Raw genomic sequence first — 20,108 nt, 5'->3', positions numbered from 1 at the left:
GTCTGTTATCCGGGGCTTGACTATGCAGCATCGTTTTCCATCAAGCCAAGGCAGGTGCAGCCAGCGCCTCTGGCGAACGTTCCTTGGTGTGGCGCTGGGGCTGCTGCTGGCTGGCAGTTTCCCGTGGCCGGTCTATCCGCCGGTTCTGGCGACAAGCTGGGCAACAAGCCGGGAAACGAGCCGGGAAACGACGGTCAGCGCCCAGCAGAATGTACGGGTTTTCGATACGGTGTGCCGGCTGATTGAGCGCCGGTACTACGACCCCCGGCTGCACGGCGCGAACTGGCGGGATTTGACCCAGCAGTTCCGGCAACAGGCACTGGCAGCCAGGGATGAATCCACCCTCTACCGTGTGATCAATCAGCTTCTGGCAACACTCGACGACCAACATACCTTCGCCCTGCCGCCCAGCCGCGTACGGGAAGAAAAGCAGGGCGCGCGGGTCGGTCTTGGCATCCAGTTGCGCAAGCTCGAAGGGCAATGGGTGATCACGCACACGCTCGGCGGTTCGGCCGCTCACGAAGCCGGCATTCGTCCGGGCTGGATCATAGCCGAAATGGACGGGCAGCCCTTCACCGGCTTCAGGCCGGGGCAACGCTTCCAGGCGGGTCAGTCTGTCAAACTCAAATTTCTTGACCCGAACGACCGTCCCAAGCGGGTTGAAGTCATCTGCCGCCCCTTCGCCACAACACCGGAACAGCGGGCGCAGTACCTTCCCGATGGCGTCCTTTACCTGCGGTTCACTGAGTTTGCACCGAAAACGGCCGACTGGCTGGAAGAGCACATCACGTCCAATCCACAGGCTGCCGGTCTGATTTTTGACCTGCGCGAAAATACCGGCGGCCTGCTCGATGTGCTCGCTGACTGTCTGCGGCTCATCTACCGCCAGGACGTGGTTTTTGGCGATTTCATCCAGCGTAACCAGAAGCCACTGCGGATGCGGGTCAGCGGCAACCGGCAGGCCTTTGCCGGGCCGGTGCTGGTGCTGATTGACGAACACTCGGCCAGCGCCGCCGAAATTTTCGCTGCGGCCGTTCAGGAAACCGGGCGCGGTACGGTCATTGGACGGCGGACGGCCGGGGCCGTACTGGCCAGCATCCAGGAACCACTCCCGGATGGCGGCAAAGTGCAGATCAGCATCCGCGACTACCGCACGGTGCGCGGTGTGCGACTCCAAGGGCAGGGTGTCACCCCTGATGTCACGGTCAAGCTGACCCTTGAAGACGTACGCCGGAACATTGACGTTGATCTCCGCCATGCTATGCAACAGCTTGCGCTGAAACTACAGCGCCAGGGGCAAGGCTCCCGGCTGCACCCCGGCTGTCCGTCCGGTTCCGGCTGGACGCCACACCTGCCCGTTCCGGTATGGATGGGCGGACACAGCGCCGGAAAGCCGGCTTCAGAAGAAGTTGGCGGGCTTGACAGCCCATCCCCGGTCATGGCCAATTGCGCATTCGTTTTTTGAGACGGCCCTTTTGGATGTTCTTTTCAAAGCATTTGCGTCTCGTTCGTCTAGTGGCCTAGGACACCGCCCTTTCACGGCGGTAACACGGGTTCGACTCCCGTACGAGACACCACCCGCCGCCGGTTCCGGCGGCTTTTTCATTTCCGGGGCCGGGGGCCATCAGAAGTCGCCAAAGCACTCCCGGAAGACAACCCGCAGTGACTGCCGCCACCGCTCGTTGACGCCTAGCAGCGTCACCGGCAGGCCTGTGCGCAGCCGCCGGGCAACAGCGCGGACGGTGCGATGAAACCGCAGCGTTGGCGCCAGCAGGTACAGATGGGGCAGGGCGCAGCGATCAGGCTGTGCGCCGGCAAAGTAGCCCCGGCGCAGGAAATCCCCGTTCTGCCAGTGATGGACGGCCCGCAGCCAGTAGGTCAGCCCCTGCCAGATGAAGTCCGCGTCGGCGTCGGCTTTGAGTTCCACCACGGCCAGCCGGCCGGTGCGGGTCAGCGTGACGAAATCGGCCAGCCCCAACGTATCGCGGCTGAAGTGGGGTGCCTGCACGCGGATGTGCGCCGAATCCAGAGCCTCGTCAATAAGGTGCAGTTGACGGCGCACCGCCACGTCCAGCCAGCGTTCCGGGTGGGCGCGGTAGAGCGGATGCCCAACTTCCCGCGCCGTCGGCGTCCGGTAGCGGCCAAGCGTTTCCAGCAGCGCGTGGAAATCAGCCCGGTTCCGGGCAGTCAACGGACGGCTTGGCTGGCCCAGCGTCGTCAACCCAAAACGCAGGGCCGGTGTCGTGCGCCCGGCTGCCTTTTCTTCGGCCACGACACGGCGTTGCAACCGGGCGCATTCCAGCCCGTACCACCGGACGGATAGCGTGCTGCCTCCGGCCGGGACAACTTCGCAGTGGGTATCCAGAGCATCGCCAAACCATTGGCGCAGGTACTGGAGTTCGGCTGGCGTGGGCGGACGGTAGCGCCACAGCCGGACGGGCTCGGTGATGAGCGGCAACTGGTGGCCGGGCGCGAGCGGATGCACGGCTGACCAGTCGGGCGCGGCTTCGTAGAGCCTCACCTGCGGCACGCGCAGCAGGGACAGAAACGGCAACAGCTCCACCCGGCTGTCTGGCGGCAGCAACAGCCAGAGATGGGTTGCGGCCGGCAGCGCGTCGAGTGCGTGCAGGGCGTCTCCCAGAAGCCGGCGCAGCGTTGCCGGCCCGGTTGTTGTGAAGACCAGCCAGATCGTGTTGCCATACTGCGCCCGCCAGCCTGCCACGGGCGACGGATACCGCCGTTGGCGCAGGCTGGTGATGCGCACACCGGCCGGGAGGTTTCGGTTGAGCCACGTTCGGACGCAAGCTTTCCACCGTGTCATGTCCGGCGTGGGAAAAGCCTCCGGCGGAGCTTCGTCCGGGGCTTCATCCGGGGAGGTGATGATGAGCTGTCCGCGCTCGGCTCCGACCCGCCGGGAAACATCGAGCCGGAGCGCCGTGCCATGCCGTGCGTAGCGTTCGACCCGCCAGCAAGCGGAACCGTTTGGCCCCCAGTATGTCACCGTCAGCTTGCCGTAGTTGACAGCACATTCCACGTGGTAGTCGCCACGACTGGAACCATGTGGGGTGATGACCTGCACGCGGAAGCGTCCGCCCGTTGGCGAAAGCGCCGCGAGGTGCGCCGTCAGCCCATGGAGGTCGGCCGCCGGGTCAGCAGCCGGAGCTACACGATGTCTGACCGTGGTCTCCATACCGGATCGCCCATTCCCCACAACAGCCATGGTTGCCTTTCAGGGCAACACCTTACCAGAAAACAACCACGTCGCGGCGATCCATTCGTCTGGGCGGAAAAGGTCATGCGTTCGAGCTGTTGGGTTCACGGCTCCACACAAACGCGAACCAGGCTCCCCACACGATCACCACCGTCGTGATGAGGGCAGCCGGCGTGCCAGTTCCGGCCGGAGTGGCGACGGTGAAGTTGTAGAGCGTGTGCCACACGGCAACGACCAGAACACTTTCCTGGGAAAGGAAGTATAGGCCGGCGAGCAGAAAAGCCGCGCACAACAGCCCGAAGCCCCACCCCAGCAGGACCGGCCCGACCAGCGCCTGCATACTCGCATTGAGCCAGAAGAGCGGCGCGTGCCAGACCGCCCAGACAGATGCCACGACCAGCGTGGCGCGAAATCTTCCAAGCTTTGGAGCAAGATGCCGCGTGGCAAAGCCACGCCAACCGGCTTCCTCTCCATAACCGTTGAGAAGCAGCACAGCCGGCAGAAGTATCAGCAACGGGGTGTCCGCCGGAGCGCCTGGATAGGCACAAAACGCTTGCCGGGACGGCAGTTCCCCACCTGCGGCAGCAAGCCCCAGGAAGGTGACGCCGGCAATCAGAAGCGGCGACGAGGCAAGGAGAGCATTTTGAAAACGGGGGTGCGGCAGCACGAGGGCGCTTTTTATGAACGCCAGCAGGGCGGCTTGCCCAAATGCCAGCCAGGTGATGATGACGGCTGCCACCAGAGGTCCCAACAAGCCTGGCAGATGCGTGGCGGATGACCCCGGACGAACCTGTTGCCCGCTGGCAAGCAGCGTCAACCAGTACGACCAGGAGAGCAGAACTGTCAGGCCAAAGAAGCAGGCAACTGGTCTGGTTGCAACCCAACGGCGAAACACGGGCATAGTCCTCACACTAAGATTCACCGAACAGCCAGCCCTGCCGATGCTGTGCAGCCGTGACAGACATCAGCGCCGGCGCAAGGTCTTCGCGGGATGCCACGTAGAGAAATTCCCGGTTCCGCAGATGGCTGACCACACCCACCTTTTCCCCACGTGGGTTATAAATGCCAATCTGCGCCCCGACATACCGCTTGAAATCCTTCTCGATGGTCGTGACCTGCCCGGCGCCGTTCCACAGCGACCGCAGCATGGCTTCCATGTCCTGGCGCGTCACGTAACCTTCGTCGTTGAACGACACGATGATGACCGGCGCCTGCACGGCGGTCAGCAGGGTGTGCAGGGCAGCCGTAAACCGGGAACGGGCGTTGAAGACACTGCGGCGCTGGCGTACGTCCACGCGCTTGCATGCGACGCCATAGACTTCGGGTTTGTCCCACCGCACGAGCGACTCCCAGATGTGATAGTTCCCCAGGTAGGAATGCTGGTTGTAGGGCGGGTCAAGGTAGGCCACATCAGCCGCAAAGCGACGGACGGCATCGAGGGCATCGAGGCATGTCGCCTGCCCTTTGCCGTACCGGGCGCGCGGGAGCACGTTGGGGACACGCAGTTCGAGGTCGTTGTACGAGCGTGGCGCCCAGCTTTTGAGATAGGCCATCTGCACGCCGGTCGTGGAATCCACGCGGTCGGCCGCTTCCATCAGGGAGACGAGCATGACGGCTTCCAGTTCCGGGTCAAGCCCCCTGGCGGCAATGGCTTCGCGGATGGCGTCAATCCGTTCGCCGTTTTTGGGCTGGAAAAAGCGGGACCGGATGCAGAACGTCTCGGTGAAATAGCCCGGCGTGCCCTTGAGGGCATTGAACTCGCGGACGAGTTTGCGGGCGTCTTCGAGGACATCCTCGGCATCGGCCTGAACGTAGCAGCGTGCCAGGACGGCGGCATAGGCATTGTGGTCGTTGGAGAGCACACGGTAGCCGGCTGCCTTGAGCGCATGCCCGACGCGGGCCGTCCCGGAAAACGGGTCAAGAACCGTTCGGGCCCTTGTTGCCCGGCGGACGGTTTCCAGAATGAGCGGGATGAGGGTTCGTTTGGAGCCGATGTACTTGATCATTCAGACGTTCCCTATGCAGTGCCGTCCTCTTTCAAAAAAGCCGGCCCGGTTGATTCCGTTATCCATCCTTTTTCAGGCAAAACAGGTACTCGGTAACACGGTCTGCCCGGTATCTGCGGTTTTCCCGGTCTATATCGGCTCTGAACCGGCGATAGTCCTCTTTTTTCAAATCCACCTCTCCGTATTGGCCCATCATCCTGATAATCTCATCTTCACGCATGAGACCTTCGCTGTTGTAGCTCAGAAAGACATATTTTGCACTTGTTTCCTGAATCAGCCTTTCAAGCGATTGAAGAGCCTTTGCAGAATTGCAGAAATCTGATTTCTGGTGACGGTAGTCCCTCAGTCCCGTAATGCCATAAAGCTGTGGATGGTCATATTTTGCGATGGTTTCCAGAACATGGTAGTTCGTGCAGTACTGACGCTGGTTGTAGGGAGGATCAATGTAGAGAATATCGCATTGCACTTCACTTACCAGCTTGCTTCCATCGCAGTTGAACACCCGATGCACTTTGCTGTCAGGTATGATCTCAAGCCTCTCAAGTCTGAGAAGCTTACGCGCACTTGGCTTCACGTGCTTGAGAAACGCGCCATAGACCGAAGCCGTGTTGGCAACCTTGTCCATGGCTTCAATCAGGCTGGCCAGCAGATAGAAATACTCATCGTCTGAAATGACAGCATCCCGATACCAGTCTTCTATTTGAAGGCGAATGGCGTCGCAGAGTTTTCCATTTTCGTCTGTGAAGTATTGACGGGGAAAATCTTTTCCGGCCGTACCGCCCGGACAGTAATTCCGGTAAACGAAGCCTTCAACTCCCGTCAGCCGGTTCAGATAGTCCAGAGCGACATCAACCGCATCATACTGCAAAAGACCAGCCGGCGGTGGCAGATGCTCCACAATGCCACTGAACCCTGGCTGGCGGTTGATGCCTATGTATGCCCGGTTGAGACAGTAGCTGTAATACTGAATGTCATTGGTGACGATGTGGAATCCAAGTTTTTTGAAGTGTCTTCCGACAACGCCTGTTCCCGAAAATATATCGAAAAATGTCCAACCCGAATCCGGCTTGGAGAATTCCGTTATATGCCTTTCCAGAAAAGGAAGAAGGGAAAATTTGCTGCCAATGTAGTTCACAGCCCGGACCCTGGCAGCCTGCTCACCGGCGGAGCAAGCCCGGCGGTATGGAAGTCACCCAGAGACCCGCCTGCGGCAATTGTACGGACGTGAAGCTTCTGGCAACCACAGACTGGCATCAAGCTGGGTTTATGGGAAGCGAGTATAACACTCGTCCGTATCTCATCCACCAAACGTTCAGGGACGCGCCGGATGCGTCACCGGATGCTGGTTCAGGCGCTGACCTCACGGTCGGCTCTGCCCAAAACAGTGAGGCCGAAGCCGCCCTTCCACAGGGCAGCTTCGGCCTGATTTCATACAACCCGGCTTGTCTCTCTGCCGGGAATCAGAAGGAAACTTTCATCACCGTCAGGAAAGGTACGGGCTTGCCATCCACGACGTACGGCGCAAACACCCACTGCTTGAAGTTTTCGGCATACGCCGCAGCCTGGGCATCGTGGGTCAGTACGTGTGCGGCAAACACCTGCCCCTGCTCATTCACGCGGAAAGCCACCAGCAACTCCCGTGCCGTGTCGGAAGACGGCAGTACCCGCTTGAGCACCTGCACCTTGGAGGGCGGCACGCGATAGGCTTCCTCCTCCGGGCGAATCCGCTCTTCCCGGTCAATGTTTGGCAAGGTAGCACGCACAAAGGTCTCCGGGGCGATGGAGAAGCCTGGGTGAAAGGCTTCCCGCCAGAAGGCAACCGGTGCGGACAGCCTGGCGTTGAGCAATGGCTGGTCATTGATAACCAAAGTCACCTGGGTCTGCATCGGCACATCAACATGGAAGAACAGGTTGCCCGTCCAGTTCGTGGCCCGCGTGATGCGTACTTCAGATGGCGTTACGGACAGAGCGCCATCGGGCAACGGTGAGGTAGAGCCAATGCCCAGCGTCGTGACACGTCCTGGCGCTGGCACCATGATGCCGGCTGCAACCTGGGCTGTAGTCTGTTCCTTGGGGGCAAGGTTAATCATGTCATTCGGCTGGACACCGTCAATTCGGATGGTGAGCCGCTCCCCAACATTAATCGTCTGGTTCGTCACCTGAATCTCCATACGGTGTTCAACAGCCCGGCGCTGCCCCAGTGCCGTACCGCCGGTGCCAATGAGAAAAAAGCCTGCCGCCAACAAAAACAGTCCAGTTTTGATGTGTCTCATCTTCAGAACACCTCCCTATCAAGAACAAATCAATGTGACAGACCCCGGGTTGCCAAAACAGACTGAGGCTGAACAGATACTAATTTCTGGCGCAAAAAAGGTGCCACAGTTCACGATGGCAAAGAAACCTATGCAGTTGCCAGATTGTTCAGCACTCCAGTATTCGATGTGGCAATTTATGCTCAAAGGGTCGGCGTTGTATCCTCCCCTAGCCTCCAACCCTGGCCTCCAACGACTTGCCAGGTGTCTTTTTTGATGGCTCTGATTTTGATGGCTCTGATGGGTTGGGCAATTCTGATGGGCCTGTGCTTGCCAACCCTGAGACCGAACAAAGCCACACGCTCATAACAAGCAGCAATCCAAATCGCATTGCAGATTGCATCGGCAAGGTTCTCCTTTGGAACAAGTATTGGTCAACGAACAAGCTGATCTCCTGGATTGAAGGCTACCTAACCTACAAGGGAAGGCAGCTTGTTCTGAAGGCAGCTTGTTCTGAAGGCAGCTTGTTCTGAAGGCAGCTTGTTCTGAAGGCAGCTTGCCATAAAGAAATAGTAATGTCAAGTAAATTACTATAGAACAGCAAGACTCTCTGCACCAAGCCACGCTCTGGTAAGAAAGGCCGGCCACGACACCATCCAGTGCCCACCCAAACACCAAAACAGCAGATAGCCAGCCAACGGTACACCCTTGACGGGCTTACCCGGCTGTACTTTTCAAACGCCGGCAAAAGGATTAGGTTGCGTTGTCACCTGATTTTGCATGGGTTTGCGGGAGGTCAGCGAGGCCAACGGTGCAACGTTTCGCATGGCGGGCCGGACTGTTGGCGCCGGCCACGATCTGGCTGTTTCTCCTGGGTTTCCTGCCACTTGTCATCGTCGCCAGGCAGTCCTTCGCCAGCCGCACAACCTACGGCAACATTGCCTGGACGTGGACGCTGTCCAACTTCCGGCAGGCCCTGGAGCCGATGTACCTGGCCATTTACTGGCGCTCGCTCTGGATGGCTGTCGTTGTCACGCTGGTCTGCATCGTCCTCAGCTATCCGGTGGCGCTTTTCCTGGCCTTCCAAGTCAGGCCGCGCTGGAAACCGCTGCTCCTGACCATGACGGTCATTCCGCTGTGGACGAGCCTTGTGGTACGCACCTTCGCTTGGACACATCTGCTGCGTACCGAGGGCATTATCAACACGGCGCTGCTTGGGTTGGGTCTCATCCGCGAGCCGCTTCCGCTGCTTTACAACGACCTGGCCGTGTTCATCGGACTCGTCGCCGGTGAACTGCCCTTTATGATCATTCCGCTGGTCGCCAGCCTCGACAAACTCGACCGGCAGCTTCTCGATGCGGCGGCCGACCTGGGTGCAACGCCGTGGGTGACGTTCTGGAAGGTCATCGTTCCCTTGTCGCGTCCGGGACTGATTGCCGGCAGCGCCCTCGTGTTCATTCCGAGCCTGGGCAACTTTGTCGTCGCCGATCTGCTTGGCGGCGCCAAAAGCATTCTGCTTGGCAATGTGATCTGGAATCAGTTTTTCCAGCGCAACCAGCCGTTTGGCGCGGCGGTGACGCTGCTGCTGCTGGCCGGTGTCGCGGTGATGGCTGTCGTCATCAACCAGGTCACCACCCGCCACCAGCACCCACCGGCTCCGGCGCCAAACCCACGCTGATCCCGCGCAGCTTCCAAAGACGACAGTCCACGGCCTGGATTGGCACGGGTGTTTTCCCGGCCTCCGGCCAGAGTGAGGCTATGCGGCTGTCATCGGGAGACGTATCACCTTCTCACCACAACCCCCACCCCGCTTCATACCGGCTCAGTGCCTTCATTGAGAAGGGCCACGTAAGAGTCATAGGCAAAGATGCGGTTTCGCTTACGTCCGGTGAGTTCCCGCACGATGTTCAGGCGGATGAGGACATCCACGCCCTTGGCGGCGGTGGGAAATGTCAGCCCGGTCCGGCGCACCAACTCCGGCAAGGACAGCACCGGCCGGGCGCACAAGGCATTGAACACCCGCAGCGCACTGTTGACGCCGAGTTTGGACATCTGGATTTTTTGGGTGTCTTCCTTGAACAGCATCACCAGGCGCTGGGCCGTGGTAACGGCATTTCGTGCCGTCTGGATGACCCCTTCCAGAAAGAAATCCAACCACGCTTCCCAGTCTCCCTCGAAACGTACGACATCGAGCAGCCGGTAATACTCGCGGCGATGCTGTTTGAAATACAGGCTCAGGTAGAGCAAAGGGCGCTGTAAAACCCCTTCGTGATGCAGAATAAAGGCAATCAGCAGCCGGCCGATACGTCCGTTGCCGTCAAGGAACGGATGAATTGTTTCAAATTGGACGTGTGCCAGGGCAGCCCTCACCAGCGTTGGATACGGCAACGTCTCGTCATGGAGAAATCGCTCAAAATCAGACAGGCAATCTTCCAGGACATCGGGCGGCGGCGGCACAAAGTGCGCATTGCCGGGACGAGTCCCCCCGATCCAGTTTTGCGTGCGCCGAAACTCCCCCGGAGACTGCCCACTTCCCCGCCCACGCGAAAGCAGGATGCGGTGCATCTCCCGAAGCAGGCGGTTACAGAGTGGGAATCCCCCCTTGAGACGGTTGAGTCCGTGATCCAACGCCGCAACATAGTTGGAAACCTCTGTCACATCATCCAGCGGAACACCCGGCGCTTCTTCCAGCTCAAAGAGAAGTAAATGCGCCAAAGATGATTGGGTACCTTCAATCTGGGAAGAAAGCACGGCTTCACGACGAACATAGGCATAGAGAAAGAGATCAGGCTCCGACAGGAGCAGGGTTACACTGTCCAGCCGGCCCAAAGACAAGGTGGCCTCTTCCAGGAGACGTTGCCGCCGGCTGTCAAATTCCAGGGAAGGGCGAGGTGGCAGGGGATGGGGGACGAAAGCACGAACCGTCTCCCCAGCCACGGAAAGTGTCTTGTAGTACCCTGTCAGTCCGCGTTGCACAGGCCTGCCGTCTTCATGGATGTGAGATGTATTCAAGGATCGTTGAATACAACGGCCGGCTATTAAACAAAACAGCAAATTCGTTGAATAGCCAATCCCGACGCATATCCGGGCAGGTCTGGAATCCGTTTTTCCAGCGCAATCAGCCACTTGTGCGGCGGTGACACTGCTTCTGCCGGCCGGCGTCGCGGTGATGGCCGTCGTCATCCATGTCACCGCCCGCAATCCACGCCCACCGGCTACGGCGCAAAACAGACGGTGATCCCACGCGCCGCAAGCGCTTTCTGCACGCCAAGGCGCAGGCGTTCCAGAAAATCAGGCGGAAACGACGCCGGGTTTTCACCGGTTGCCGACACGGCCGCAAAGGCTTCAGCCAGACGGGTTGGATTTCCGCTCGAAAATGCGCGCCGCAAAGCGTGATAGCTGGCGGCCGCCTGCGCCTGTGACTCGTAAGCCCGCAGTGGCTCGATGTCCCGTCCGGTCGGCAAAAACCAGAGCTGGAACTTCCCGGTTTGTGGGTGCTGGACGACGCCCCCGACAAATGCCCGCTGGTGCGAACACGCCAAAGCGGCGCTGGTCAGATGCTCAAATGGTGTCATGGCAGAAAACCTTTCCGCGTACCAACCGTACGCAAGCAGCCGCCGGAAAAACGGCTGGTGAGAGGAGAGGGGCAGCGCCGTCGTCACCAACCCCAAAACACGATGACCGGAAACAGCAGCATCCGGTCAACGCCCGGATTCACGCCGCAGACCGTTCGGCAGCGGGGCCGGGTTCACAGCGCGCGGACGGTCTGACCGGGCAGACCGGAGCCAACGCACAAAATCAGCCGGGGGCAGGGTATGTCGCCAGTGCGGGGTCTCGATGCGGACATCACCCCACTCCGTGACATAGATGCGGATGTCCAGTGCCGGGGAGAACGCCATGGAGTGAAACAGCCTTTCAAGAAAATGAAAACGATTTTCAAAACAAAGGTACAAAATAACACGTTTGCCGTCAAGGCCCGGCAGTCTCCACTCCGAACCGTCCTTGTTTTCTTTCGATTGGGTTGTGATTTGAATGTTCAGCCTGTCACGGCTGATTTCCCGCCCCCAGCCCCATCCACGGCTGGGTGGCAGTTCTGGCATGAGCGGCTGCTCTGACTTCAGTCAGTACGGCCGCAGCATAGACTGCGGAAATCAGCCAACTCAGGGTTGCGTCAACGGCTCGACCTGCGCCACGACCACCCGCCGCACCCGCTTGGGCAGGAAAAAGGTCGTCAGCACGATGATCCGGTTGAGCAGGGGGCGAATGTCGCCGGGGCCTTCCCAGTGTTCGGCCAACACCTCGCCGGGCGTCCGGCTGAGCAGGCGCAACAGGGCGACCGCGAGCAGGTAGCTGTCGTCAATCTGCCCGAAGAACGGGATGAAATCGGGAAACACATCGAGCGGGGTGAGCACGTAGGCAATCGTGGCCGCCAGAATGATCTTGTCCGCCTGTGGAACGCGCGAGTCACGTGCCAGACGGTAGGCCAGCTTGAGCAGGTTGGGCAGAAAACGCAGGGCTTCACGCGCCAGACGGCGCAGCGGGCCCGAAGATTTGGCGGACAGACGCTCAGCCTGATGGAGTTCCCCCTGATGCCTGCCATTCGTGGCTTCGAGCGAAACCGGCGGATGCAATACACGGTCAGTCATGTGATGCTTACCTCTGATGCCAACCCAATAGTCAAAACTGGAGCCATAACCAACCTCGCCTCGATTTTGGCATGGCTTGATGCCATACGCACCTGTAAACCGTGTGGCTTTCGGCACAGCCTTTGCCGACCTGAACCAATATGTTCCGCCCAAAGCCAGAGTGCTGAACATCTCACCACAGGAACAATACCGATGTCTGCCTACCACACGATAGCCATCCTGCTCACGCTGGCAGCCCTGGCAGCCTATGTCAACATCCGCTGGATTCGCCTGCCGGCAACGATTGGGCTGATGGCCATTTCCCTGCTCATTTCGGTCGTGCTGGTCATCCTGGGTGAAATGGGTCTCATCCCGTTGCGGAGCTTTGCCCAGTTTGTCAGTTCGATTGACTTTGGCGACGTGCTGTTGCACGGCATGCTGGGGTTTCTGCTTTTTGCCGGCGCGCTGCACGTTCACGTCGAAGACCTCCGGCTGGCCAAGTATCCGGTTGGAATTCTCTCAACCGTGGGCGTTGTGCTCTCGACGTTCGTCACCGGGACGCTGTTTTACTATGCCACCGGGTTTCTGGGGTTGCCGCTCACCTACCTGGAAGCGTTGCTGTTTGGAGCATTGATTGCGCCTACCGACCCCATTGCCGTGCTGGGCATTGTCAAACGGGTGGGCGCCCCGAAACAGCTTGAAACCAAGATTGCGGGAGAATCGCTTTTCAACGACGGTGTTGGCGTTGTGGTGTTTCTCACCCTGCTGGAAGTGTACCGGCGGCCGGAATCCCTGAGTGCCGCTGGCGTCGCCAAACTCTTTGTCCAGGAAGCCATTGGGGGCGCGGTGCTGGGCTTTGTCCTGGCCTGGGCCGCTTACCTGATGCTCAAGACCGTGGATGCCTACCAGGTCGAGGTGCTGATCACCCTGGCGCTGGTGACGGGCACTTATGCCCTGGCCGAGACGCTTCACCTGTCGGCGCCGATTGCCGTGGTCGTGGCCGGTCTGTTCATCGGCAATCGGGCGCGCATCCAAGCCATGTCCGAAGAAACGCGCTTGCGTCTCGATGTCTTCTGGGAACTGATTGACGAAATTCTCAACGCCGTGCTGTTTTTCCTGATTGGCCTCGAACTCATCGTCATTGCCCTTCAGCCCTCCTACTTCGTCATCGGACTGCTGGCAACAGTGGCCTCTCTGGTCGGACGGGCGGCCGGGGTCGGACTGACAATTACGACGCTGCGGTTGCGGCAGTGGCTTCCGCCGGGCACGATTCGCATTCTCACCTGGAGCGGTTTGCGCGGCGGAATTTCGATTGCCCTGGCGCTGGCGCTGCCCCCTTCTCCGGCGCGGGACATCATCGTGGCCGCCACCTACGTGGTGGTGGTCTTCTCGATTCTCGTGCAGGGGCTGACGGTGGGGCGGCTCGTGGCGTACTTTGTCGCAGCCCAGGGGCCGACGCCGGACGATGTGGACGCCGCGCCGGCCGGCGGGACAGCCTGAAAACCTGCACCGGACGTTGCAGCCGGGACACGACATGCTTACGACCGATCAGGCAGCGGTCTGGCACGGAGCTGCTGGAGCAGGTTGCTTGTCGAGTGATCTTTGGGATCACCAACAATCACCACCTGCCCGCCATACGCCCGGACAACGTCGCGTTCGGGGACGGTCTCCGGGCGGTAGTCCGTCCCTTTGGCGTGAACTTCCGGGCGCAGCGTCCACAGCAGGGTTTCCACTGTCCGCTCGTGAAAGATCACCACGGCATCCACGCAGGCCAGCGCAGCCAGGATTTCAGCCCGCTCGACATCAGGCATCACCGGCCGTCCGGGTCCTTTGAGTTCACGCACAGCGGCATCGCCGTTGACGCCGACAACCAGCACATCGCCCTGTTCCCGCGCCGCCTGCAGATACCGCACGTGACCGACGTGCAGCAGGTCAAAACACCCGTTCGCCAGCACAATCCGCTTGCCCTCGCGCCGCCAGGCCGTGACGCGCGCCGCGAGTTCTGTTAGAGAACACACTTTATCGGCGGTATGCATACGGTGACAGTTCACCAAAAGCCAGGGCGCTTATGCAACCGGCCGAACGTTGCCTGGCATCCCACCCGGTAAAGTGTCGCCCGTTGAGGACATCATGACATTCCGCAGGCGTAGCATTGTCAGGCTGTTCGTTGTGGTGAGTTGTTTTTTGGGCCTCGCTGCACTTTCTCACGAGGGCCCTTCCCCCATACCCGTTTCCCACGTCGTTCTGGCGGACAGCACGGCGGCGCTGCGTCTTGTGGCCGGCATTCAGAAGCGGGACGACAGGGACAAGAAGGACAAAGCCGACGACAGGAAAGACGACAAGAAAAAAGAGCCGCGCTACATTGACAAAAAGTTGAAGGACGACGACCGCAAGGACGACAAAAACGACCGGAAAAAGGAAGATCGGAAGCCCAACGACCGGTAAGGCCCCAGTACTGAACCGGTCATCAAGCCGAACATGGTAACGATTGATCTGAATGCCGACCTAGGCGAAAGCTTCGGCGCCTGGTCTATGGGCGCGGATGAAGCCATTCTGCCCTATGTCTCATCCGTCAATCTGGCCTGTGGCTTCCACGCCGGCGATCCGCATACGCTGCGGGCAAGTATTCAGCGGGCGCTGACACAGGGCGTCGCCATCGGGGCGCATCCGAGCTATCCCGACCTGCTCGGCTTTGGACGCCGTGACATGGCGCTCACTCCCGCAGAAGTCTTCGACTGCGTGCTCTATCAGGTCGCGGCCGTTCAGGGGATGTGTACCGCACTGGGCGGCTGCCTGCACCACGTCAAGCCCCACGGCGCACTGTACAACCGCGCCGCGCGCGATGCCGACTGTGCCGCGGCCATTGCCCGGGCCGTACAGTGCATCAATCCCAGACTTATCCTGTACGGACTGGCCGGGAGCTGCCTGGTGGCGGAAGCCGAAAAGATCGGACTGCGGGCGGTTGGGGAAGCCTTTGCCGACCGGCGCTACACCCTGGAAGGAACGCTTGTGCCGCGCTCCCGGACGGACGCGCTCATCGCGGACGTGGACGAAGCCGTGGCCCAGGCCCGGCGCATCGTTCATCAGCAGTCCGTCATTGCCGCGCAGAATCACGTCGTGGCACTGCGGGCGGAAACGCTCTGTCTGCACGGCGACGGCCCCCACGCGCTCGATTTTGCGCGGGCCATCCGGCGTGCCCTCGAAGCCGACGGCGTACGCATCGCAGCTCCGACCAACGGGTATCCGGCCAATGGGTAAACATCGTTGCCCAGCCCACTGCCGACCAGGATGCGCATATTTCCCATTGCCGACGATGCGCTGACGGTTGAGTTCGGACAGTCCATTTCACCGGCACTGCACGAACAGGTATGCCGGCTCGATCAGGCGCTGGCGGCCCAACCCTTTGCCGGACTTCGGGAAACCGTCCCGGCCTATGCTTCGCTCGGCGTGTTTTACGCGCCCGACCAGGTGGCCCGCGCCTACCCGACATATCCCAGCGCCCAGGCGGCCGTCATCAGCCACATCGAGGGATTACTCCGTGATCTGCCCCCGGCGGACGGCTTTTCCCGGCGGCGAATCACATTGCCCGTGTGCTATGACCTTCGTTGTGGACCCGATTTGCCCTTCGTGGCGCAGCAGCACGGCCTGTCCGTTGAAGAAGTCATCGCCCGCCACACCGCCCCGGTCTATCGGGTTTTCATGCTGGGCTTTCTGCCGGGTTTTGCCTACCTGGGACTTGTGGATGAGCGGATTGCCACACCGCGCCGTCCGACGCCGCGCCCACATGTGCCAGCCGGCAGCGTCGGCATCGCCGGGCGTCAAACCGGCATTTACCCGACGGCATCACCCGGCGGCTGGCAACTCATCGGACGGACACCGGTACGGATGTTTGAACCGTTTGCACCGCAGCCGGCGCGCTTGCAGCCCGGCGATGAAGTGTGCTTTTACCCGATAGGTTACGAGGACTGGCTGGCGGCGTTGGCCGCGGAAGCCGGCAGCGCGGAACGCTTCACCGGACAGGCATAACGGCTGCGCGCGCCAGACGGCTTCCGGGCTGATATTCCCGGCCCTGGTTGAGCCTAGTTGAGGCTTCCGAAACCACCCCAGTTGCCGAGGTCATCCTCGTCGTCGCCACGTCGTCCGCGCCGCCGGTCAGCCGGAGCGGCCTTGCCGTAGCCACGCTCTTCCGAACGGCTGACTTTGCGCTGGGCGTGCAGCCCTTCCAGAATCAGCTCGGCGGCGGAAACCAGGTGCGCCGGCGTGCGGCCTTCAGCGTAACCGCCCATTTCGGCAACTTCGATGAGCGTCCGAATGGTACGCATCTTTTCCAGTATCGTGGCTGAGGAATCTGTCTCAGACACCTTCAGACTGTGGCCCTGATTGAACCACTCAACGATGCGCCCGGTTTCGGCCAGCGCCAGGTAGTTGTCATAAACCCGTCCGCAGGCAGTTCGGATGAGTTCGCGGGCAATGCGTTCCGCGCCGACCTGTTCGCCTTCGTACTCCAGTTCGATTTTGCCGGTGATCGCCGGCAGTGAAGCGTAGATGTCCGAAATGCGCGGCACGATGATGGTTTCGTGGTGGCGCAACGCCCGGCGCTCGGCGCTGCTGACGACATTTTCGAGCAGCGAGATGGGCAATCGCTGGCTGACGCCTGAACGCCGGTCAATCCGCTGGTCCTCACGGGCAACGAACGCAATGGTTTCCACGATTTCCCGGACGAACTTCGGGATGTGGATCGGCGCGTGGGCCGCGCGGTCAGTCCAGGCTTCCTGCGCCGTGATCCGTGCGCCTTCCTCGATGGTCTGTGGGTAGTGGGTCAGGATTTCCGAACCGATCCGGTCCTTGAGTGGCGTGATGATCTTGCCGCGCGCCGTGTAGTCTTCAGGGTTGGCCGAAAACACCAGGGCAACATCCAGCTTGAGCCGGACGGGAAAGCCCTTAATCTGCACGTCCCCTTCCTGCATGATGTTGAACAACCCAACCTGGATTTTACCGGCCAGATCGGGCAACTCGTTGATGGCAAAGATGGCGCGGTTGGCCCGGGGCAGCAGACCAAAGTGCATGGTGGTCTCGTCGCTGAGCAGGTTGCCGCTCTTCGCCGCCTTGATGGGGTCAATGTCCCCGATGATGTCGGCAATGGTGACATCCGGCGTGGCCAGTTTTTCGATGTACCGCTCCGCGCGCGTTCGCCAGGCAATGGGCGTGGCATCCCCCTGCTCGTCCAGGACGCGCTGCGCGTAGGCGCTGATGGGCGCAAAGGGGTTGTCGTTGATTTCCGAGCCGGCCACGATGGGGATTGCCTCATCGAGCAGGCTGGTCAGAGAACGCAGGATACGGCTTTTGGCCTGCCCCCGCCGCCCCAGCAGAATCAGGTTGTGCCGCGACAAAATGGCGTTGATGAGGTGGGGTTCAACGGAATCTTCATAGCCCACGATGCCCGGAAAGACCTTTTCGCCCCGTTCGAGCTTGGCGATGAGATTGGCGCGCATTTCGTCCTTGACCGAGCGACGCCACCGGGCGGGATCACCCCACGGGCTGTTTTTGAGTTCACCGAAGGTAGCAGGCAAAGCCATGGCAACAAAACCTGTAAGAGACCATCAAGATGCCGGGGGAGTCAGGAAAACAGAAAAGAACGCCGGGGTTCAGCCAATCTTGCGACGCCGGATCAGGTGTTTGACTTCGGCTTCGCCGGACTCGGTCATCACGCTGATGACCACCGCCGCCGTTCCAGCGTGGATGTTGGGCAGGGTCAGTGTCAGAACCGCTGTCCCATCCTGCCCCGTTGACGCTGAGCTGCGGTGCGGACGGTCATGGGTACCGAAGACCTTGACGATGACCGGTGCATTGGGGATGGGAGGACCGTTGACGCCACGGGTGACATGCACCTGGATAACAACCGTCTCTCCAGCATAAAACGCCGGGTTGCCAAGCAGGGTGATGACTGGCTTTTCGGATTGCAGGTTGCTGGCCACGTACTGATTGACCATGCTGTTGAGGTCAATCGAAGCCTTTGGCGTTCCGCCGGTCGTCGAAGGCGACCAATCAGAAGAAGCTCCCGGTTGACCAAGCGGCGGCAGGAGATTGCCGAGCATCGTCGTTACCGCCGGACCGGAGGATGAAGGGGCCGGGTGTGGTGGGGGCGGCGGTGTGGAAGGCGCACGGTGCAGCGGGTCACTTATGCCGGCCAGCACGCTATCGAGCGCCGAAGTGACCCGCGTCAATCCCGGAATCGGTGGTGGCGGGGGCGGCGGCGGGGGAAGGCTGCCGGTGACTGGCGCCGGAGGTCCTTCAGAAAATGATTTGGTCAACGCAGGCGAAAGGGATTCCGTAGCCGAGGGATGAGGTGGAAGGGCCGGCGGCGCCGGCGGCAGCGGCGGAGGTTCTACCGGAGACCGGTTGGCCGCGGTCTCCCGCTTGTGGATCAACTCCTCCACCCGTCCCCGCGCAATGAGCGCCAGGATAGCCTTGTGCTGCTTCTCCAGCTTTTTCTGCAACTCGGCCGGCGTGACCCCCTCTTCCAGTTCCTTCACGTAGTAGGTGCGCTTCGACGCCAGAATCTGCCCTCCAACATACACAAGAGACAGAATCAGCGGGTTGGCCGGCCCTTTGTCCTCGGTCTGTACGTGATACACGACACCGTTGTAGGTGATGTCGGTATTGAAGCCGGTCAGCATAAGCAACGGTGATTCAGCAGAGCGGGTGAAAGAAAACCGTCGTGGATGAGGTTTTGCCAACTGGAAGGATACGCAAGGAAGTTAACACAGGATTTTTCCGTGCGTCAATGCGCCTGCCACGGCGCGTTGCCGCGCTGCACGGTGGTCGCTAAGATGCCTTGTCGCCATACCCCCGTCTGGTGCATTTCACACGTTTTCAACCTGTACTTATGACCAGTGACCCTATTCTCCGCATTGCCGAGAAAGTACAAGCCGGTGAGCGGCTTTCCTTCGACGACGGGGTGGCCCTGTTTGAAACCCGGTCGGTCGCGCTGCTCGGCCACCTGGCCCACACCGTCCGCCGCGCGCGACATGGCAACGTGGCTTACTACAATGTCAACCATCACCTCAACCCAACGAACGTCTGCTACTGGGACTGCACGTTTTGCTCGTTTTACCGCAAGCCCGGACAGGAAGGGGCCTACACCTACACCATCGAGCAGGCCATTGCCGAAGTCCGGCCCTACTATGAAGCTGGTATCACGGAAGTCCACATCGTCGGCGGACTGCATCCGACGCTCAAGTTCGACTACTACCTTGACCTGCTGCGCGGGCTGAAAAGCGCCTTCCCCAACGTGCACCTGAAAGCCTTCACCATGGTTGAACTCGATCACTTCAAGCGCATCACGCGGCTGTCGGATGAAGAAGTCATCGAGCGGTTGCGCGAAGCCGGGCTGGATTCCTGCCCAGGCGGTGGGGCGGAGATATTTGCCGAGCACATACGGGAAAAAATCTGCCGTCACAAGTGCGACAGCCAGCGGTGGCTTGACATGGCGCGGGCCGTACACCGCCAAGGCATCCGCTCCAACGCCACCATGCTTTACGGCCACATTGAAAGTTACGCCGACCGTGTGGACCACATGCTGCGGCTGCGCGACCTGCAGGATGAAACCGGTGGGTTTCAGTGCTTCATCCCGTTGGCGTTTTATCCTGAACATACGGAACTGGCGCACCTGCCGGGGCCGACCGCCGTGGACAGTCTCAAAACCATTGCCGTCTCCCGGCTGATGCTCGACAACTTTGACCACATCAAGGCCTACTGGGTCATGCTCGGACGCCAGACGGCGCAGATGGCGCTCCATTTCGGGGCCGATGACCTTGACGGCACGGTGTCCGGCGGCGGCCCGCTGGTGGCGACCTACTCAGCCGACGGACGCGACCGCTGCATGACGACCCGTGAAGAAGTCGTCTCCCTCATCCGGGATGCCGGCTTTGAACCGGTCGAACGCGACACGCTCTACCAGCCCGTCGTTCGGGAAACCACGGCGGCCATGGTCTGAACCCACAGCTTTTCCGGT

General features: G+C 60.6%; 19 protein-coding genes and 1 tRNA gene. 8 read left to right on the top strand and 12 right to left on the bottom strand.

The window, feature by feature from the left end; all coding sequences use genetic code 11:
* Positions 1–22 precede the first annotated feature (22 nt).
* Positions 23–1,465, top strand: a complete 1,443-nt coding sequence (locus J8C05_RS02890; RefSeq protein WP_211422703.1) for a S41 family peptidase — start codon at positions 23–25, stop codon at positions 1,463–1,465.
* Between the two features lie 36 nt (positions 1,466–1,501).
* Positions 1,502–1,577: transfer RNA gene (locus J8C05_RS02885), tRNA-Glu, on the top strand.
* A gap of 47 nt (positions 1,578–1,624) precedes the next feature.
* Here the strand turns inward: J8C05_RS02885 and J8C05_RS02880 are convergent.
* The 5 genes from J8C05_RS02880 to J8C05_RS02860 all read right to left on the bottom strand — a co-directional run bounded on the left by J8C05_RS02880 (position 1,625) and on the right by J8C05_RS02860 (position 7,490).
* Positions 1,625–3,190: a hypothetical protein gene (locus J8C05_RS02880; protein WP_211422702.1), complete on the bottom strand. Its 1,566-nt coding sequence runs from the start codon at positions 3,188–3,190 to the stop codon at positions 1,625–1,627.
* Between the two features lie 103 nt (positions 3,191–3,293).
* Complete coding sequence (locus tag J8C05_RS02875) at positions 3,294–4,112, bottom strand: CPBP family intramembrane glutamic endopeptidase (RefSeq protein ID WP_014099092.1); 819 nt, start codon at positions 4,110–4,112, stop codon at positions 3,294–3,296.
* A gap of 10 nt (positions 4,113–4,122) precedes the next feature.
* Positions 4,123–5,217, bottom strand: coding sequence for a DNA adenine methylase (locus J8C05_RS02870; protein WP_211422701.1), 1,095 nt, complete (start codon positions 5,215–5,217; stop codon positions 4,123–4,125).
* Between the two features lie 58 nt (positions 5,218–5,275).
* Positions 5,276–6,352: a DNA adenine methylase gene (locus J8C05_RS02865; protein ID WP_211422700.1), complete on the bottom strand. Its 1,077-nt coding sequence runs from the start codon at positions 6,350–6,352 to the stop codon at positions 5,276–5,278.
* Between the two features lie 325 nt (positions 6,353–6,677).
* Entirely contained in the window at positions 6,678–7,490 is an 813-nt protein-coding gene (locus J8C05_RS02860; protein ID WP_211422699.1) for a hypothetical protein, read from the bottom strand.
* A gap of 790 nt (positions 7,491–8,280) precedes the next feature.
* Here J8C05_RS02860 and J8C05_RS02855 point away from each other — a divergent pair.
* Entirely contained in the window at positions 8,281–9,147 is an 867-nt protein-coding gene (locus J8C05_RS02855) for an ABC transporter permease (protein WP_211422698.1), read from the top strand.
* A gap of 134 nt (positions 9,148–9,281) precedes the next feature.
* Here J8C05_RS02855 and J8C05_RS02850 read toward each other — a convergent pair whose 3' ends face one another.
* The 4 genes from J8C05_RS02850 to J8C05_RS02835 form a co-directional block, all read right to left on the bottom strand.
* Positions 9,282–10,652 carry a Fic family protein gene (locus J8C05_RS02850; protein ID WP_459543833.1) on the bottom strand — a complete coding sequence of 457 codons (1,371 nt, stop codon included), beginning with the start codon at positions 10,650–10,652 and terminating at the stop codon, positions 9,282–9,284.
* Positions 10,653–10,684: 32 nt separating this feature from the next.
* Positions 10,685–11,044 (bottom strand): hypothetical protein, encoded by a 360-nt coding sequence (locus tag J8C05_RS02845; RefSeq protein ID WP_211422697.1) that lies wholly within the window; start codon positions 11,042–11,044, stop codon positions 10,685–10,687.
* A gap of 126 nt (positions 11,045–11,170) precedes the next feature.
* Positions 11,171–11,368, bottom strand: coding sequence for a hypothetical protein (locus tag J8C05_RS02840; protein ID WP_211422696.1), 198 nt, complete (start codon positions 11,366–11,368; stop codon positions 11,171–11,173).
* Between the two features lie 261 nt (positions 11,369–11,629).
* Complete coding sequence (locus tag J8C05_RS02835; protein ID WP_211422695.1) at positions 11,630–12,115, bottom strand: YkvA family protein; 486 nt, start codon at positions 12,113–12,115, stop codon at positions 11,630–11,632.
* Positions 12,116–12,307: 192 nt separating this feature from the next.
* Between J8C05_RS02835 and J8C05_RS02830 the strand changes: the two genes are divergently transcribed.
* Positions 12,308–13,594, top strand: a complete 1,287-nt coding sequence (locus J8C05_RS02830; protein WP_211422694.1) for a cation:proton antiporter — start codon at positions 12,308–12,310, stop codon at positions 13,592–13,594.
* 38 nt (positions 13,595–13,632) lie between these two features.
* Here the strand turns inward: J8C05_RS02830 and rfaE2 are convergent, their stop codons facing one another.
* Positions 13,633–14,130 carry a D-glycero-beta-D-manno-heptose 1-phosphate adenylyltransferase gene (rfaE2, locus tag J8C05_RS02825; RefSeq protein WP_211422693.1) on the bottom strand — a complete coding sequence of 166 codons (498 nt, stop codon included), beginning with the start codon at positions 14,128–14,130 and terminating at the stop codon, positions 13,633–13,635.
* A 94-nt stretch (positions 14,131–14,224) separates the two neighbouring features.
* On the opposite strand from rfaE2, the gene J8C05_RS02820 reads away from it, so the two are divergent.
* The 3 genes from J8C05_RS02820 to pxpB are packed head-to-tail and all read left to right on the top strand — an operon-like array spanning position 14,225 to position 16,120.
* Positions 14,225–14,539 carry a hypothetical protein gene (locus J8C05_RS02820; protein WP_211422692.1) on the top strand — a complete coding sequence of 105 codons (315 nt, stop codon included), beginning with the start codon at positions 14,225–14,227 and terminating at the stop codon, positions 14,537–14,539.
* Between the two features lie 33 nt (positions 14,540–14,572).
* Positions 14,573–15,352, top strand: coding sequence for a LamB/YcsF family protein (locus J8C05_RS02815; protein WP_211422691.1), 780 nt, complete (start codon positions 14,573–14,575; stop codon positions 15,350–15,352).
* Positions 15,353–15,382: 30 nt separating this feature from the next.
* On the top strand, positions 15,383–16,120 hold the full coding sequence (gene pxpB, locus J8C05_RS02810; RefSeq protein WP_211422690.1) for a 5-oxoprolinase subunit PxpB: 738 nt from the start codon (positions 15,383–15,385) through the stop codon (positions 16,118–16,120).
* Positions 16,121–16,173: 53 nt separating this feature from the next.
* Here pxpB and J8C05_RS02805 read toward each other — a convergent pair whose 3' ends face one another.
* Both J8C05_RS02805 and J8C05_RS02800 read right to left on the bottom strand, forming a co-directional pair.
* The gene (locus J8C05_RS02805; RefSeq protein WP_211422689.1) at positions 16,174–17,670 is read right to left on the bottom strand and encodes a magnesium chelatase; all 1,497 of its coding nucleotides are present in this window, start codon (positions 17,668–17,670) and stop codon (positions 16,174–16,176) included.
* A 69-nt stretch (positions 17,671–17,739) separates the two neighbouring features.
* Positions 17,740–18,771 (bottom strand): hypothetical protein, encoded by a 1,032-nt coding sequence (locus tag J8C05_RS02800; protein WP_211422688.1) that lies wholly within the window; start codon positions 18,769–18,771, stop codon positions 17,740–17,742.
* Between the two features lie 209 nt (positions 18,772–18,980).
* Here J8C05_RS02800 and mqnE point away from each other — a divergent pair, with 209 nt between their 5' ends.
* Positions 18,981–20,090 carry an aminofutalosine synthase MqnE gene (gene mqnE, locus J8C05_RS02795; RefSeq protein WP_211422687.1) on the top strand — a complete coding sequence of 370 codons (1,110 nt, stop codon included), beginning with the start codon at positions 18,981–18,983 and terminating at the stop codon, positions 20,088–20,090.
* Positions 20,091–20,108: the final 18 nt, after the last annotated feature.

This window comes from Chloracidobacterium sp. N (assembly GCF_018304765.1).
Taxonomy (GTDB): Bacteria; Acidobacteriota; Blastocatellia; order Chloracidobacteriales; family Chloracidobacteriaceae; genus Chloracidobacterium; species Chloracidobacterium aggregatum.
The sequence above is the reverse complement of the archived record's forward strand: the minus strand, read 5'-3'. Positions and strand labels throughout refer to the sequence as shown.

Excerpts from the sequence above, each read along its gene's own strand:
- J8C05_RS02875 (WP_014099092.1), bottom strand. The coding sequence starts at position 4,112 with ATGCCCGTGTTTCGCCGTTGGGTTGCAACCAGACCAGTTGCCTGCTTC.
- J8C05_RS02890 (WP_211422703.1), top strand. The coding sequence starts at position 23 with ATGCAGCATCGTTTTCCATCAAGCCAAGGCAGGTGCAGCCAGCGCCTC.
- pxpB (WP_211422690.1), top strand. The coding sequence starts at position 15,383 with ATGCGCATATTTCCCATTGCCGACGATGCGCTGACGGTTGAGTTCGGA.
- J8C05_RS02830 (WP_211422694.1), top strand. The coding sequence starts at position 12,308 with ATGTCTGCCTACCACACGATAGCCATCCTGCTCACGCTGGCAGCCCTG.
- J8C05_RS02845 (WP_211422697.1), bottom strand. The coding sequence starts at position 11,044 with ATGACACCATTTGAGCATCTGACCAGCGCCGCTTTGGCGTGTTCGCAC.
- rfaE2 (WP_211422693.1), bottom strand. The coding sequence starts at position 14,130 with ATGCATACCGCCGATAAAGTGTGTTCTCTAACAGAACTCGCGGCGCGC.
- J8C05_RS02840 (WP_211422696.1), bottom strand. The coding sequence starts at position 11,368 with ATGGCGTTCTCCCCGGCACTGGACATCCGCATCTATGTCACGGAGTGG.
- J8C05_RS02805 (WP_211422689.1), bottom strand. The coding sequence starts at position 17,670 with ATGGCTTTGCCTGCTACCTTCGGTGAACTCAAAAACAGCCCGTGGGGT.
- J8C05_RS02870 (WP_211422701.1), bottom strand. The coding sequence starts at position 5,217 with ATGATCAAGTACATCGGCTCCAAACGAACCCTCATCCCGCTCATTCTG.
- J8C05_RS02815 (WP_211422691.1), top strand. The coding sequence starts at position 14,573 with ATGGTAACGATTGATCTGAATGCCGACCTAGGCGAAAGCTTCGGCGCC.
- J8C05_RS02800 (WP_211422688.1), bottom strand. The coding sequence starts at position 18,771 with ATGCTGACCGGCTTCAATACCGACATCACCTACAACGGTGTCGTGTAT.
- mqnE (WP_211422687.1), top strand. The coding sequence starts at position 18,981 with ATGACCAGTGACCCTATTCTCCGCATTGCCGAGAAAGTACAAGCCGGT.
- J8C05_RS02820 (WP_211422692.1), top strand. The coding sequence starts at position 14,225 with ATGACATTCCGCAGGCGTAGCATTGTCAGGCTGTTCGTTGTGGTGAGT.
- J8C05_RS02850 (WP_459543833.1), bottom strand. The coding sequence starts at position 10,652 with ATGACGACGGCCATCACCGCGACGCCGGCCGGCAGAAGCAGTGTCACC.
- J8C05_RS02835 (WP_211422695.1), bottom strand. The coding sequence starts at position 12,115 with ATGACTGACCGTGTATTGCATCCGCCGGTTTCGCTCGAAGCCACGAAT.
- J8C05_RS02860 (WP_211422699.1), bottom strand. The coding sequence starts at position 7,490 with ATGAGACACATCAAAACTGGACTGTTTTTGTTGGCGGCAGGCTTTTTT.
- J8C05_RS02880 (WP_211422702.1), bottom strand. The coding sequence starts at position 3,190 with ATGGAGACCACGGTCAGACATCGTGTAGCTCCGGCTGCTGACCCGGCG.